General features: G+C 49.8%; 12 protein-coding genes, 2 tRNA genes and 3 rRNA genes. 1 reads left to right on the top strand and 16 read right to left on the bottom strand.

Annotated features, from left to right (window positions below; genetic code table 11):
• Positions 1 to 150: 150 nt before the first annotated feature.
• The 4 genes from DXB92_RS02745 to DXB92_RS02730 all read right to left on the bottom strand — a co-directional run bounded on the left by DXB92_RS02745 (position 151) and on the right by DXB92_RS02730 (position 2,592).
• A complete protein-coding gene (locus DXB92_RS02745) occupies positions 151 to 816 on the bottom strand; it encodes a sigma-70 family RNA polymerase sigma factor (protein WP_021682490.1) in 666 nt (221 codons plus the stop codon).
• Positions 801 to 1,247, bottom strand: coding sequence for an anti-sigma F factor (gene spoIIAB, locus DXB92_RS02740; protein ID WP_021682491.1), 447 nt, complete (start codon positions 1,245 to 1,247; stop codon positions 801 to 803). Before spoIIAB ends, DXB92_RS02745 begins: the two co-directional genes overlap by 16 nt.
• The gene (locus tag DXB92_RS02735) at positions 1,244 to 1,606 is read right to left on the bottom strand and encodes an anti-sigma factor antagonist (RefSeq protein WP_117732262.1); all 363 of its coding nucleotides are present in this window, start codon (positions 1,604 to 1,606) and stop codon (positions 1,244 to 1,246) included. The genes spoIIAB and DXB92_RS02735 overlap by 4 nt, the downstream gene beginning before the upstream one ends.
• Positions 1,607 to 1,791: 185 nt before the next feature.
• Positions 1,792 to 2,592, bottom strand: coding sequence for a sigma-70 family RNA polymerase sigma factor (locus DXB92_RS02730; protein WP_181976870.1), 801 nt, complete (start codon positions 2,590 to 2,592; stop codon positions 1,792 to 1,794).
• Between the two features lie 577 nt (positions 2,593 to 3,169).
• Between DXB92_RS02730 and DXB92_RS02725 the strand changes: the two genes are divergently transcribed.
• Entirely contained in the window at positions 3,170 to 3,727 is a 558-nt protein-coding gene (locus tag DXB92_RS02725) for a CarD family transcriptional regulator (RefSeq protein WP_169726004.1), read from the top strand.
• Positions 3,728 to 4,079: 352 nt separating this feature from the next.
• Here the strand turns inward: DXB92_RS02725 and DXB92_RS02720 are convergent, their stop codons facing one another.
• The 12 genes from DXB92_RS02720 to argB all read right to left on the bottom strand — a co-directional run bounded on the left by DXB92_RS02720 (position 4,080) and on the right by argB (position 14,730).
• Positions 4,080 to 4,493 (bottom strand): CBS domain-containing protein, encoded by a 414-nt coding sequence (locus DXB92_RS02720; protein WP_040647739.1) that lies wholly within the window; start codon positions 4,491 to 4,493, stop codon positions 4,080 to 4,082.
• A gap of 69 nt (positions 4,494 to 4,562) precedes the next feature.
• Positions 4,563 to 4,678 (bottom strand): 5S ribosomal RNA (gene rrf, locus DXB92_RS02715).
• 61 nt (positions 4,679 to 4,739) lie between these two features.
• Positions 4,740 to 7,554, bottom strand: a 23S ribosomal RNA gene (locus DXB92_RS02710).
• Positions 7,555 to 7,913: 359 nt separating this feature from the next.
• Positions 7,914 to 7,990: transfer RNA gene (locus DXB92_RS02705), tRNA-Ile, on the bottom strand.
• A gap of 3 nt (positions 7,991 to 7,993) precedes the next feature.
• Positions 7,994 to 8,069 (bottom strand) — tRNA-Ala (locus DXB92_RS02700).
• Positions 8,070 to 8,212: 143 nt separating this feature from the next.
• Positions 8,213 to 9,721: ribosomal RNA gene (locus tag DXB92_RS02695) — 16S ribosomal RNA — on the bottom strand.
• Together the 16S, 23S and 5S rRNA genes with 2 tRNA genes alongside form the textbook arrangement of a ribosomal RNA operon.
• Positions 9,722 to 10,341: 620 nt before the next feature.
• On the bottom strand, positions 10,342 to 10,656 hold the full coding sequence (locus DXB92_RS02690) for a hypothetical protein (RefSeq protein WP_040647924.1): 315 nt from the start codon (positions 10,654 to 10,656) through the stop codon (positions 10,342 to 10,344).
• A gap of 148 nt (positions 10,657 to 10,804) precedes the next feature.
• Positions 10,805 to 11,710 carry an ornithine carbamoyltransferase gene (gene argF / locus DXB92_RS02685; protein ID WP_021682792.1) on the bottom strand — a complete coding sequence of 302 codons (906 nt, stop codon included), beginning with the start codon at positions 11,708 to 11,710 and terminating at the stop codon, positions 10,805 to 10,807.
• Between the two features lie 97 nt (positions 11,711 to 11,807).
• Entirely contained in the window at positions 11,808 to 12,974 is a 1,167-nt protein-coding gene (locus DXB92_RS02680) for an aspartate aminotransferase family protein (protein ID WP_117732258.1), read from the bottom strand.
• A gap of 14 nt (positions 12,975 to 12,988) precedes the next feature.
• Positions 12,989 to 13,384, bottom strand: coding sequence for a hypothetical protein (locus DXB92_RS02675; protein WP_021682790.1), 396 nt, complete (start codon positions 13,382 to 13,384; stop codon positions 12,989 to 12,991).
• Complete coding sequence (locus DXB92_RS02670; protein WP_021682789.1) at positions 13,381 to 13,842, bottom strand: hypothetical protein; 462 nt, start codon at positions 13,840 to 13,842, stop codon at positions 13,381 to 13,383. The genes DXB92_RS02675 and DXB92_RS02670 overlap by 4 nt, the downstream gene beginning before the upstream one ends.
• Positions 13,843 to 13,863: 21 nt before the next feature.
• Positions 13,864 to 14,730, bottom strand: a complete 867-nt coding sequence (gene argB / locus DXB92_RS02665; RefSeq protein WP_021682788.1) for an acetylglutamate kinase — start codon at positions 14,728 to 14,730, stop codon at positions 13,864 to 13,866.
• Between the last annotated feature and the right edge of the window lie 4 nt (positions 14,731 to 14,734).

The following is a 14,734-nucleotide window of genomic DNA, read 5'->3' as shown; positions in this document are numbered from 1 at the left end:
TGTTATCTGCACTTCCTTAGCAAAAGATTTTTACAATGCGAACTTTGTGATATAGTATAGCACGGAAATTAAAAATAGTCAAATAAATTCAACGACTTGATTCCAACAAAAAAGAGGACCTTCACAGTCCTCTTTCCAATCACAGCAATTCTAAGACAACAACTCCTGCCGCAGCTGTGTCAGCAGTTTTTTCTCCCGCCGCGACACCTGCACCTGTGTCATTCCCAGGATCGCCGCCGTTTTGCTCTGTGTCAGTTCCCGAAAATACCGCAGTTCCAACAGCATGCGGTCTTTTTCCGGCAATGCTCCCATCAGCTGCCGCAGGGACAGCAGATCGCCAATTTGCCGGTCTGGAGCTTCCACCGGAATGTCGAACTGCCCGTCGTCATCCTCGTCGCTGTCCCGTGTCAGGGAAAGGGGTGTCTGCGTTACGCACAGTGCCTCCCCGCATTCCTCCACAGAGTCCCCGCTCAGGGCACTCAACTCTGAAACCGTAGGCGAACGCCCGTGCTGCTGCTCAAATGTTTCCTGTAACTTTTGCAGCCTTGTTGCCCGTTCCCGCAGACTGCGGCTGATGTGCACAATGCCGCCGTCCCGAAACAGCCGCTTGATCTCGCCCAGAATCACCGGCACTGCGTAAGTGGAAAACTGCACACCGCGTGTACAGTCGAACGCCTTTACAGCTTTCAGCAAGCCCACGCAGCCTGCGGAGTACAACTCGTCGTAATCGATCCCCCGATTCCGAAAGCGGTTGGCACAAAGGTGCACCAGTCCCAGATGTTCCTCTGCACGGGGCGTTGTTACTTCACCCGACATGGCAGGCTCCCCAGCTTTTTCCGCATGGTCACAGTCGTTCCCTTTTCCGGTGCACTCTTGACTTGCAGCTTGTCCATGAAGCTTTCCATAACCGCAAAGCCCAGTCCGGCACGTTCTTCTTCCGGTGCCGTGGTAAACAGAGGCTGCATCGCCTGTGTGATGTCCGCAATGCCGCAGCCGTGATCTTTGATTCGCAGATAGACCTCCCGATCTTCCAGCAGCTTCATATGTAATTCCACGTCACCCCTGCTTTTCCGGTAGCCGTGGACAATGGCATTGGTCACCGCCTCGGAAACTGCCGTGCGAATATCTGCCAGTTCCTCTACCGTAGGATCCAGCTGTACCAGAAAAGCGGAAACCACTGCCCGTGCGGTGCGTTCGTTTTCGGAGATGCCGGGGAAAATGAATTTTACTGCATTTACCACCTTCATGCATTTTCACCTCCTCCGATGCCAAAATCTCCCTCGCGGCAGGACGGTTTCTGTATCTGAATCTGTGCGATTCGCTCCATGCCGGACAGCCGAATAACCCGGCGGATATGGGGCGGCGGATCCCGCACGATCACGCTTCCGCCGATCGCCTCCATTGTCCGGTGTCTGCCCATAATCAACCCGATACCGGAGCTGTCCATAAATGTCACACCGGCAAAATCCAATACCAGCACGGACGGCTGAAGATCGTCGATTTTTGCATCGATCTCCGCACGCATCGGCTGGGCACAGTGGTGATCGATCTCGCCGCTGAGAATCACGATCAGTGTTTTTCCCTGCGTTTGCAGTTCTACTGCCATATGACCATTTCCTTTCCCGACGGCTTCGCCCCAGCGAATTCGCCGTTTTGTGAGAAATCACTCCCTCCGAAAACAGTATACCACAAACCTGTACAGGATTTTTGTCGAACGGAAAACATGGTGTAAAGCGTTTTCCCAGTTTCATCATTACAGAAATTCTTTGTTAAGGACAATGTTCCCATATCTCATGCACTGAGCCAATCCCGCATTTTTTCCATTGCCCGCTGTTCCAGCTGGCGAACCCGTTCTTTGGTGATATGCAGCTTCTGCCCCACCTCCAGCAGTGTCATACTCTCGTTGTTCTGCAAGCCGTACCGCATGAAGATCACTTCCCGTTCCCGCGGATTCAGCTGTTCCAGACACTGCTCCAGAAACAAATGGTTCTCCACTTCTTCGTCCGGCGTTCTGGCATCTGGCTCGGCGAGCATCTCCTGTCGTTCAGTTTCTCCGTCCAGCTTCAGCATTTCGTTCAGGCTCCGCAGGGACACCATGGGTTCTACCCGACACAGAAACTCCTTGACCTCCGAAGCCGTCATGCCGTGTCCGGTTCGTTCTTCTGCGGTAACACGCTCTGCCAACGCTTCATAGTTCACGCTGCCGTTTGGTTCCCGATATACGGACAGCTTGTGCATTCTGTCGTGCAGGTGCACAGGGATCCGGATAATGGTTCCGCCGGAAATGATTTCCCGCTGAATTGCCTGCCGCACGTGAGGCCACGCATAGGTGGCAAACTGGTTTCCGGTTTCCGGACGGAACAGCCTTGCCGCACGGAGCATGCCCAGCTGTCCCGCTGCCCAGAGGTCTTCCAGTTCCAGTGCAAGATACGCATACCGCCGGCGTTCCCGCCATGCAACCGCATGGATCATACCTTCATTCTGCTGCAATAGCTGGCTCTTTGCCTGTTCGTCGCCCTGCTGTATCCGAATGCACAGTGCCTCGTTACTGTCCGGGCTCATCGTCTTTATGTTTTGTTCCTGTTTCTGCATTTGCAATTCCTCCTGTCTAAGAAAATACTGCATAAAGCACGCCTGACAGCTTTGCACGCAATCTGCTTGCAGATTTTCCGTCATATTGCCCAGAAATCTGACGACGCATCTTACGCACAAGCTTTATGCAGTGTTGCCCCCTAAGGCAACACCGCACGAAGCCCGCCTGACGGCTTTGCACGCAATCTGTGTGCAGATTTTCCGTCATATTGCCCAGAAATCCCTTGCCATACGGCAGTATGCCTGCGGAATTTCTGGGCAATCTGCCAAAAAATCTGACAACGCACCTTACGCACAAGCTTTGTGCGGTGTTGCCCTAAGAACTTGTTCCGAATTTCTGGTTCTATTATAGCAGTTTAGTTTTTCAGAAGTGATATAACTGCAAAATTTTTTTAGGGCAATATTGCTGTTTCTATCAAGTTGCACAGTTTTTACAGCATCGCATTTGTCTAATTTTCCTCTGGCTTTTTGTCGCAAAATATGCTATAATATGATTATGCTATATGATAAAACGATAAACGCACCTCAACAACGCTGCGGCAGTGCGGCTTTGCTTACAAATTCCAATGGAGGGAATATGATGGAAAACCATTCGAACAACAAAAAAACAGTATATACCCTGAACGAATATGTTTCTTACGGAACATCCGGAGTATGCAAGATCGAATCTCTGGAACAGCGTTCCTTCGATGGGGAACATGAGGAATCCTATTACAAGCTCCGTCCGCTGGACAACTCCAATTCTACATTTTATGTACCCATAGACCGTGCTGCGGAACGGCTGCGTCCACTGCTCACCAAGGAGCAGATCTACCAGCTGATCGACGAAATGGCAGAAGGAAAACTGGAAGAAACAGAATGGTGCAGCAACAGTCGGGAACGACGCGGCATTTTTCAGAACATTCTGCACGGCGACGACTATCGGGAAATGATTCAAATGATGCGTTCTCTGTATCACCAGCAGGAACGCAAACGGAAAACCGGTCACCGGCTATCCTCCGCAGATGTGGCAGCCATGCATGCGGCGGAAAACCGCATGTATCAGGAATTCGGCGTTGTTCTGAACATTCGTCCGGAACAGGTACATAACTTTATCCTGAAACGCATGGAGGGCAGCACTGCTCCCGCAAAATAAGAACAACAAAAAATCCTTGCAGTATTTCACTCCGAGATACTGCAAGGATTTTTTTGTTTAGGGCAATACCGCACAAAGTCGCCAGACGCTCTTTGTGCGGTATTGTCTATAGTACTACACTATCGGCATTGTGTGAAACTCTCATAAAACATTTCGCGAAAACGGGTGCGACATTGTAAATTCAAAATCAATTTTTCGGAGAATCTGACAGTTTGGGTTAATCCTGCGTAATATGGAAAATGACAGAAAAAAGCAGCCTGCCTTTCCAAAACATCTCGCAATTGCGAAATTGTTTTGAAAAGACAGACTGCTGATAACGATTCACAAAAAATTTGAGCAGACCTACAAAAAATCATATTTTTGCAAAGTATCCGATGACATCTTTTCGGGTAATAATTCCCACGAACACGTTTCGATCATCGATCACCGGCACAAAATTCTGATCCATGACACGCTGCAAAAGATCGTCCATAGTTGCAGAAACTTTCACCGGCGGATTAAAATCCGGGCGAAGCAAATCCGAAACAGACTGATGTTCCAGACTGCGAATATCCTGCTGCAACGCTGCATTGACAGGATTTTTTCCGAGCACGTTCCAGAGAAAATCCCCTTCTGTAATCGTACCACAATAGATTCCGTCATGATCAATTACAGGAATCGCGGTATACTTATGATAGTACATTTTTTCCAGACCCTGCCGCACAGAATCATCGGTATACAAATAGGCAGTATCACATTTCGGCTTGATCAAAAAGATAATATTCATCACAGTACCCTTCCTTCCAAAAATATAACGAAAAAAGGTTCGTTCCGTAAGAACGAACCTTTTGAAAAGAGCCGGCATTGCCCAATTTTTCCAGATCGAGATGATCAAGTATCGTAGGCGTAAAAGAGCTTAACTTCCGTGTTCGGAAAGGGAACGGGTGGAACCTCTTTGCCATAAACACCGGCGAACTAAAAAACAGAGATAAATGAAGAACAAATGAAGTGCGTTAAGGGACGCAATGAACAAAAGGAAAAGCGAACGACCGATTAGTATCTGCAAGCTAAACATGTCACCATGCTTACACATCAGACCTATCAACCTCGTAGTCTACAAGGGGTCTTAAAGGAGATCTTATCTTAAGGGCGGCTTCACGCTTAGATGCTTTCAGCGTTTATCCGTTCCGCACATAGCTGCCCAGCTGTGCCACTGGCGTGACAACTGGTGCACCAGAGGTGCGTCCATCCCGGTCCTCTCGTACTAGGGACAGCTCCTTTCAAATCTCCAACGCCCACGACAGATAGGGACCGAACTGTCTCACGACGTTCTGAACCCAGCTCGCGTACCGCTTTAATTGGCGAACAGCCAAACCCTTGGGACCGAATTCAGCCCCAGGATGCGATGAGCCGACATCGAGGTGCCAAACCTCCCCGTCGATGTGGACTCTTGGGGGAGATCAGCCTGTTATCCCCAGGGTAGCTTTTATCCGTTGAGCGACGGCATTTCCACTCACATATACCGCCGGATCACTAACTCCAACTTTCGTTACTGCTCGACCCGTCAGTCTCGCAGTTAGGCTCGCTTATGCGTTTGCACTCTCTGGCATGGTTTCCGTCCATGCTGAGCGAACCTTTGAGCGCCTCCGTTACCTTTTAGGAGGCGACCGCCCCAGTCAAACTGCCCGCCTAACAATGTCCCCTGACCTGATTCAAGGCCACAGGTTAGAATTCCAGCACCTCAAGAGTGGTATCCCAACAATGACTCCATACAAGCTGACGCCTGTATTTCCCAGTCTCCCACCTATCCTGTACATGAAATACCGAAATCCAATATTAAGCTGCAGTGAAGCTCCATGGGGTCTTTCCGTCTAGTCGCGGGTAACCGGCATCTTCACCGGTACTACAATTTCGCCGGGTGGGTTGTTGAGACAGTGCCCAAATCGTTACACCATTCGTGCGGGTCAGAACTTACCTGACAAGGAATTTCGCTACCTTAGGACCGTTATAGTTACGGCCGCCGTTTACTGGGGCTTCAATTCAATGCTCTCACATCTCCTCTTAACCTTCCAGCACCGGGCAGGTGTCACCCCATATACGTCATCTTTCGATTTAGCATAGAGCTGTGTTTTTGCTAAACAGTCGCTTGGGCCTATTCTCTGCGGCTTACCTTCGTAAGCACCCCTTCTCCCGAAGTTACGGGGTCAACTTGCCGAGTTCCTTAACAACCCTTCTCCCGCTGGCCTTAGAATCTTCTTCCTGTCTACCTGTGTCGGTTTGCGGTACGGGCTCCTTCCATATACACACAGCTTTTCTCGCCTCTTTCCAAACTGACTTCCACTCACTCGTGTCCCTTTCGACCGGGGCAACCAACGCCCGGCTCAGCCCTTCAAAAGTGTCCCTGTGCTTAAATCTTCGGAGGCTACGGAATTTCTACCGTATGTGCATCGGCTACGCGTTTCCGCCTCACCTTAGCTCCCGGCTAACCCTGAGAGGACGAACCTTCCTCAGGAAACCTTAGACTTTCGGCCATTATGATTCTCACATAATTCTCGCTACTCATTCCGGCATTCTCACTCGTATACAATCCACCACCGCTTCCGCTATGACTTCACCTCGTATACGACGCTCCCCTACCCCTGACATTACTGTCAAGCCCAAGCTTCGGTATGAATTTTAGCCCCGTTGAATTTTCGGCGCAGAGTCACTCGACCAGTGAGCTATTACGCACTCTTTTAATGAGTGGCTGCTTCTAAGCCAACATCCTGGTTGTCTGTGCAATTCCACATCCTTTTCCACTTAAATCCATTTTGGGACCTTAGCTGTGGGTCTGGGCTGTTTCCCTTTTGACTATGAGACTTATCTCACATAGTCTGACTGCTGTACATCAATTATCCGGCATTCTTAGTTTGATAGGGTTCAGTAACTTCTCAGCCCCTAGCCCATTCAGTGCTTTACCTCCGGTAATCTAATACAACGCTAGCCCTAAAGCTATTTCGGGGAGAACCAGCTATATCCGGGTTCGATTGGAATTTCTCCGCTAGCCACATCTCATCCGCCGCCTTTTCAACGGAGGTCGGTTCGGCCCTCCATGGAGTTTTACCTCCACTTCAGCCTGGACATGGCTAGGTCACCCGGTTTCGGGTCTATGGCATACAACTTATCGCCCTTGTCAGACTCGCTCTCGCTTCGGCTTCAGACCTCAAGTCCTTAACCATGCTGCATACCATAACTCGCCGGACCATTCTACAAAAGGTACCATATCACACATTGACGTGCTCTATGTGCTTGTAAGCACAGAGTTTCAGGTTCTTTTCACTCCCCTCCCGGGGTTCTTTTCACCGTTCCTTCACAGTACTATACGCTATCGGTCATTGAGTAGTATTTAGGCTTGGAGGGTGGTCCCCCCATCTTCCCACGGGATTTCACGTGCCCCGCGGTACTCTGGATCCTGCTCGCTCCTTCTCCTTTTCGTCTACGTGACTCTCACACTCTCTCGTCAGCCTTCCCAGACTGTTCGACTAAAGATCAGGAATGCTAAATGCAGTCCGAACCCCGAAAGAATTTCTTCTCTCGGTTTGGCCTCTTCCGCGTTCGCTCGCCACTACTTACGGAATCTCGGTTGATTTCTCTTCCTCGCCCTACTTAGATGTTTCAGTTCAGGCGGTTCCCCTCCATATGCTATTGATTTACATATGGATGCATGAACTACTTCATGCGGATTGCTCCATTCGGAAATCAGCGGATCAATGCTTGCTTACAACTCCCCGCTGCTTATCGCAGTTAACCACGTCCTTCTTCGGCTCTCAATGCCAAGGCATTCACTCTGCGCTCTTCTTTGCTTTACCATTTGTTCGTTTGGTTCTTCTCAGAATTTTCGCGTCCAACTATTTGTAGTATTTTTTTACCCAACATTTTGGTTATTCACCTTCATGTCGTTGTTTCTACTTACTCGTAGTTTTCACTTGCATTTGCTTTCATTATTCTGTTTTCAAGCTGCACTTTTTTCTGTCCTTTTCCAAGAACAGATATCAACAGATGATCTTTTTCATCTACTGATATTTGCTCTTGCAAGCAAGACACTTCTTTCCTACACAATCATTTTCTTTCAAAAACCATCGTGTAAGCTTAAAGCCTTTTCTTTGGTAAACCCGAATTGTTTTTTTCTTTTGCTTACTTTTCTTTTTTCACGAAAAAGAAAAGTGAGTGGTGGGCACAAATGGACTCGAACCATCGACCTCACGCTTATCAGGCGTGCGCTCTAACCACCTGAGCTATGCGCCCTTTTGGTGGAGATGAGGAGGATCGAACTCCTGACCCCCTGCTTGCAAAGCAGGTGCTCTCCCAGCTGAGCTACACCCCCATGTTCGGGTTTCCCTCGGTTTTTCAAGCTTCTTTTTGCAGACACTCTTTCTCCTTGAGTATCCTCAAAATTGAACAATGCTTTCTTTCTACTTGCTCTCCCTTGCTGACCGAAGCTTTTGAACTTTCGTTCGTGCTCCTTAGAAAGGAGGTGATCCAGCCGCACCTTCCGATACGGCTACCTTGTTACGACTTCACCCCAGTCATCAATCCCACCTTAGACGGCGTCCTCCCGAAGGTTAGACGACCGGCTTTGGGTGTTACCGACTCCCATGGTGTGACGGGCGGTGTGTACAAGGCCCGGGAACGTATTCACCGCAGCATGCTGATCTGCGATTACTAGCAATTCCGACTTCATGCAGGCGAGTTGCAGCCTGCAATCTGAACTGGGACAATTTTTGGGGATTTGCTCCACATCGCTGTATTGCTTCCCTCTGTTTTATTGCCATTGTAGTACGTGTGTAGCCCAGGTCATAAGGGGCATGATGATTTGACGTCATCCCCACCTTCCTCCGTTTTGTCAACGGCAGTCCCATTAGAGTGCTCTTGCGTAGCAACTAATGGTAAGGGTTGCGCTCGTTGCGGGACTTAACCCAACATCTCACGACACGAGCTGACGACAACCATGCACCACCTGTCTTTGTGTTCCGAAGAAAATACCTATCTCTAGGTACGTCACTCGATGTCAAGACCTGGTAAGGTTCTTCGCGTTGCTTCGAATTAAACCACATACTCCACTGCTTGTGCGGGCCCCCGTCAATTCCTTTGAGTTTCAACCTTGCGGCCGTACTCCCCAGGTGGATTACTTATTGTGTTAACTGCGGCACGGAAGGGGTCAGTCCCCCCACACCTAGTAATCATCGTTTACGGCGTGGACTACCAGGGTATCTAATCCTGTTTGCTCCCCACGCTTTCGAGCCTCAGCGTCAGTAAAGGCCCAGTAAGCCGCCTTCGCCACCGATGTTCCTCCTGATCTCTACGCATTTCACCGCTACACCAGGAATTCCGCTTACCTCTACCTCACTCAAGAACAACAGTTTCAAATGCAGTCTATGGGTTGAGCCCATAGTTTTCACATCTGACTTGCCATCCCGCCTACGCTCCCTTTACACCCAGTAATTCCGGACAACGCTCGCTCCCTACGTATTACCGCGGCTGCTGGCACGTAGTTAGCCGGAGCTTTCTAAAAGAGTACCGTCATTATCGTCCTCTTCAACAGGAGTTTACAATCCGAAAACCTTCTTCCTCCACGCGGCATCGCTGCATCAGGGTTTCCCCCATTGTGCAATATTCCCCACTGCTGCCTCCCGTAGGAGTCTGGGCCGTGTCTCAGTCCCAATGTGGCCGATCAACCTCTCAGTCCGGCTACTGATCGTCGCCTTGGTAAGCCGTTACCTTACCAACTAGCTAATCAGACGCGAGTCCATCTCTAAGCGATAAATCTTTGATCATAGAAACATGCGAATCCATGATGTTATGCGGTATTACCATCCGTTTCCAGAAGCTATCCCACTCTCAGAGGCAGGTTACTCACGTGTTACTCACCCGTCCGCCACTAAGAACATTAAGCAAGCTCAATGTTCTCCGTTCGACTTGCATGTGTTAAGCGTGCCGCCAGCGTTCGTCCTGAGCCAGGATCAAACTCTTTATTTAAGTTGTATATACAGACGCTTCGCGTCTTTATATCGATCCTAGCAATTACGATTCGCTCGCAATTACCTTTGTGATTTTTCTGTCTTTTCTGACTTCTTAAAGTTCCAATCTCTTGGAATCTCAAGGGCTTTTTGCTTGTAGTGCATTGTTCAATTTTCAAGATACTTTCGAAGCAGCTTTCGTGCTGCAACTTTTATATTATATCACATTCAGAAGTTTTTGTCAAGTAAACATTTTGTGAACTGAAGTTCAACCTGTTTTCTTTCCGTTCCTTCTCGCTGTGACCAGCTTTTCTATTTTATCACATTCTGTCGATTTTGTCAAGTAAACATTTTATGAACTGAAGTTCATTCCACATTCTCTTTCCCTTTTCCTCAACAGCCTGTCCAAAACAGTCAGCCTATTCATTCTACCACACTTCAAACATTTTGTCAAGTGAACTTTTCTTGAACAACTTCAACCGCTAACTGTCGATCTCCCGATCCGTTTCACTGTTTCCGTTATTCACAAGTTTCCTCAACTTTCGCTCTCGTGCGACAGCTTTATTATTATATCACGCTGTTTTGACTTTGTCAAGTAAAATTGATGTAAAATATTCTTGTTGAATTTTGTTTATTTCGCTAATAGTCGTAATCACCCTCATCGTCGTCGTAATCATCAAACCAGTTTGTATCGTAGTCATCATAATCTTCGCCCTCGTATTCATCGTCAATTTCATCGGTATCGCTGTTATACTCCGGAAAAGAATACTCCCGCTTACGTGTGACCACGCTGTCGGAGTTGTCGTATGTACTGGTTTCTTCTTGGGATTCTTCTTGACTTTCTTCATAAATCGAATCAAAACTGCTCGGCTCTGACGGTCCCTTTTCGCAAAGCTTCACAATAAAGAAAATCAAAAAGATCACTCCAATTGCGACTAAAATTTTTTTATACATGCTCATTTCGCTCCTGTCGCAGGGATTTTCCCATATAATATTTCTTTTTATTATACATTTTTCATTTTCTGTTGTCAAGCATATCATAAAAAGGGCACTCTGTTTTTTACAGAATGCCCTTCATGATGTTTATAGAACGACAGCGTCCTTACGCCATCAGCTTTACCATAACCGCTTTCTGTGCGTGCAGGCGGTTCTCTGCTTCCTCAAAGATCTCGTTGGCATGTGCCTCGAATACCTTTGTGGTGATTTCTTCTTCGCGGTGTGCCGGCAGGCAGTGCAGTACCATTGCGTCGTCGTGAGCCTGTGCCATGACTTCATCGTTGATCTGATAGCCGTGGAATGCCTTTTTCCGCTTCTCTGCTTCGCCTTCCTGCCCCATAGAAGCCCATACGTCGGTAATTACCACGTCAGCGTCCTTGGCAGCCTCCAGCGGCTTGTCAGTCATCTGGAACTTGTCGCCGTACTGTGCCGCAAAGTCCAGTACCTCCTGATCCGGCTGGTAATCGTTCGGGCAGGCAATGGAAACGGACATGCCGACTTTCAGGCAGCCCACGATCAGAGAGTTTGCCATGTTGTTGCCGTCGCCGATAAAGCACATCTTCAGACCGTCGAAGCTGCTCTTGAACTCCCGAATGGTCATCAGGTCTGCGAGGATCTGGCACGGGTGGCAGAAGTCTGTCAGACCGTTAATGATCGGGATCGAGCCGTACTCTGCCAGATCTTCCACTTCTTTCTGCTCAAAGGTACGGATCATGATGCCGTCCAGATAGCGGGACAGAACGCGGGCAGTATCCTGCACCGGTTCGCCTCTGCCGATCTGCAGATCGTTTGCAGACAGGAACAGCGGGTGTCCGCCCAGCTGGTACATGCCGGTTTCAAAAGAAACACGGGTACGGGTAGATGCCTTCTGGAAGATCATGCCCAGCGACTTGCCTTTCAGATGCGGGTGGGGAATGCCGTGCTTCAGCTCGTACTTCAGCTGATCGGCAAGATCCAGAATCTCAATGATCTCTTCGGTGCTCAGGTCGAGCATTTTCAGTAAATGTTTCATAGTCTAACTCCTCCGTTTAGGAAACACTGCATAAAGCTGAAAATCTGCAATCAGATTGCGTGCAAAGCCGTCAGGCGGGCTTTATGCAGTGTTTCCTTTATTTCGACAGAACGTCCGCCAGAATGGCAACGCCCTTTTCGATTTCCTCGTCTGTAATGGTCAGCGGCGGCAGCAGACGCACCTTGGTCTTTGCCGTCAGCACCAGCAAGCCCTTTTCCAGAGCCGCATTTGCCACATCGATGGCTTTCTTGTCCTTGAGGGCAATGCCGATCATCAGTCCCAGACCGCTGACGCTCTCCACGCCGTCCAGCTTTTCCAGCTTCTCCCGCAGCAGCTTGGCTTTCCGCTGCACTTCTGCCAGAAAGCCGTCTGCGGTAATGGTGTTCAGCACTGCCAGACCGCCGGCACAGCATACCGGATTGCCGCCGAATGTAGAGCCGTGAGAGCCCTTGCCCAGCACGCCGGCACACTTCTCGTTTGCAAGGCATGCCCCCATCGGCAGACCGCCGGCAATGCCCTTTGCCAGTGTCGTCACGTCTGCCTTGTGTCCGAACTGTTCACCGGCAAGGAATGTACCGGTTCTGCCCACACCGGTCTGCACTTCGTCCGCAATGACCAGCACGTCCTTTGCGGCACACTTCTCGAAAACAGCGTCCACGAATGCCTGCTCCAGTGCATTCACGCCGCCCTCGCCCTGAATGTATTCCAGCATCACTGCACAAACGGTGTCGTCCAGCTTGGATTCCAGATCGGCAATGTCATTGGCTGTCACATAGTCGAAGCCCTCCACAAACGGGAAGAAATAGTTGTGGAATACGTCCTGACCGGTGGCGGACAGAGTGCAGAGGGTTCTGCCGTGGAATGAATTCACCAGCGTCAGAATCTTGTGTCTGCCCTTGCCGTACTTGTCGAAGCTGTACTTTCTCGCCAGCTTAATGGCACACTCGTTTGCCTCTGCACCGCTGTTGCAGAAGAACACCTTTTCATAGCCGGCAGTCTGGCACAGCTTCTGTGCGAAGTCTGCCTGCACCTTGGTGTAGTACAGGTTGGAGGTGTGCTGCATGGTCTTGACCTGCTTGCAGACTGCCTCCGTCCACGCCTCGTTGCAGTAGCCCAGAGAGGTGGTGCCGATGCCGCTGCCGAAGTCGATGTACTGCTTTCCGGTTTCGTCAGCACAGGACTCCCCTGCACCGTGATCGATCACCACCGGAAACCGTCCGTATGTTCCCATGACGGACTGGTTCATTTGCTCTTGTGTTGTCATAGTTATCATTTCCTTTATTCTGCCGCCTGTTCAGCGGAAAATTTCTGTTCCAAAAATTCGATCAGTTCCATTGCGTTGGGACAGCCTTGAGAAAAGCCGTACCGCCTGCCGTTCAGGTGCAGCATGATGCACTGGTCCTTTATGTACATCTGTTCAAAATCGTCCCAAGTATAGTGCACTTCCGGCTTCCAGTTCTGCCGGATATGAATGCCGTCATCGTCCCACATCACCCGAAACCGCAGCGTACAGGTGAAAAAGTACAGGCTGACCAGCAGGAATGCTACCATCAGCAGCGTATACCAGATCTCACTTGTACCATACCGCACAAAAAATGCAATTGTCCCCGCCAAAAACACCACTACCATAAAGCCGTAAATCCCATAATCTTTTCTTGCAGATGTCAACTTCATACCTGTTCCTCCTTCTGATAGTCCCGCAGATAGCAGAGAAATGCATCTGCACCAATGAAAAACTGCTGTTCCACCCGAATTTTTCCCTTGGCAGTCCACACAATATAGCCATCGCTTTTCAGTTCGATCTTCTGCACGTCCTGCAGGGTATACTGCTTGGGCTTTCCGAAAAAGTTGTACACCGTAATTCCCGTGCGGTCGTACTCGATTCTGAAATTGTGCCCATAGATCAGCAGGCAGATTCCCAGCACTGCAAACACCCCAGACAGTACATAAAACGCCGCATCACTCTGTCTGTGCTTCAGAAACGCCATTCCCAAAGCCAGCAGAATAGAGGCAATGGAAACCACCGGAAACACCTTTGATGCCTTGACAATGCCTCTGGTGTCGGTGTGGCTTTCTTCACTTTCCGCCATTTTCTTTGCTGCTTCCATCGCAGCACGTTCTAACAACCCCATTCTTTCAAATCCTTTCTGTGCTTATCGGAACTGTGTCCCGATGCCCTCATTGGATAGCGTTTCGATCAGAATGGAGTGGGGCACTCTGCCGTCAATGATCGCCGTTTTCTTGACACCGCGGCGGACTGCCTCTACGCAGCAGTCGATCTTCGGGATCATGCCGCCGGAGATGATGCCCTTCCGCTTCAGGAACGGCACTTCGCTGACGTTGACAAACGGAATCAGGGTAGACGGATCGTCCTTGTCCCGCAGCAGTCCCGCAATGTCCGTCATCAGAATCAGATTTTCCGCCCGCAGCTGTGCCGCGATTCTTGCCGCAGCTGTATCCGCGTTGACGTTATAGGACTGCCCGAACTCATCGGTTGCCACCGTGGCAATGACCGGAATATAGCCGTTGTTCAGAGCGTCCAGAATGGGCTGTTCGTTGACCTTGACAATATCGCCTACAAAGCCCAGATCTTCGCCGTTGGGGCCCAGCTTCCGTTCTGCCGTCAGCATGTGCCCGTCGATGCCGCACATTCCCAGAGCCTTGCCCCGTGTCCGTGTCAGCAGGCTGACCAGTTCCTTGTTGACCTTGCCGGACAGCACCATTTTTACCACGTCCACAGCTGCCTCATCGGTATACCGCAGACCGCCGATAAACTTGGACTCGATGTTCAGCCGCTTCAGCATGTCGCTGATCTCCGGACCGCCGCCGTGCACCAGCACGACCTTGACACCTACCAAGGACAGCAGCACGATGTCGTCCATTACTGCCTGTTTCAGTTCCTTGTTGGTCATGGCGTTGCCGCCGTACTTGACCACCAGAATTTTGTTGTTGTATTTCTGAATATAGGGCAGGGCATCTACCAGCACCTGTGCCCGCACATTGTTCAATATCTCTCCCATTTCT

Source organism: Ruminococcus sp. OM06-36AC, from assembly GCF_003438725.1.
In the GTDB taxonomy this organism is placed as follows: domain Bacteria; phylum Bacillota; class Clostridia; order Oscillospirales; family Ruminococcaceae; genus Ruminococcus_C; species Ruminococcus_C callidus.
The sequence above is the reverse complement of the archived record's forward strand: the minus strand, read 5'-3'. Positions and strand labels throughout refer to the sequence as shown.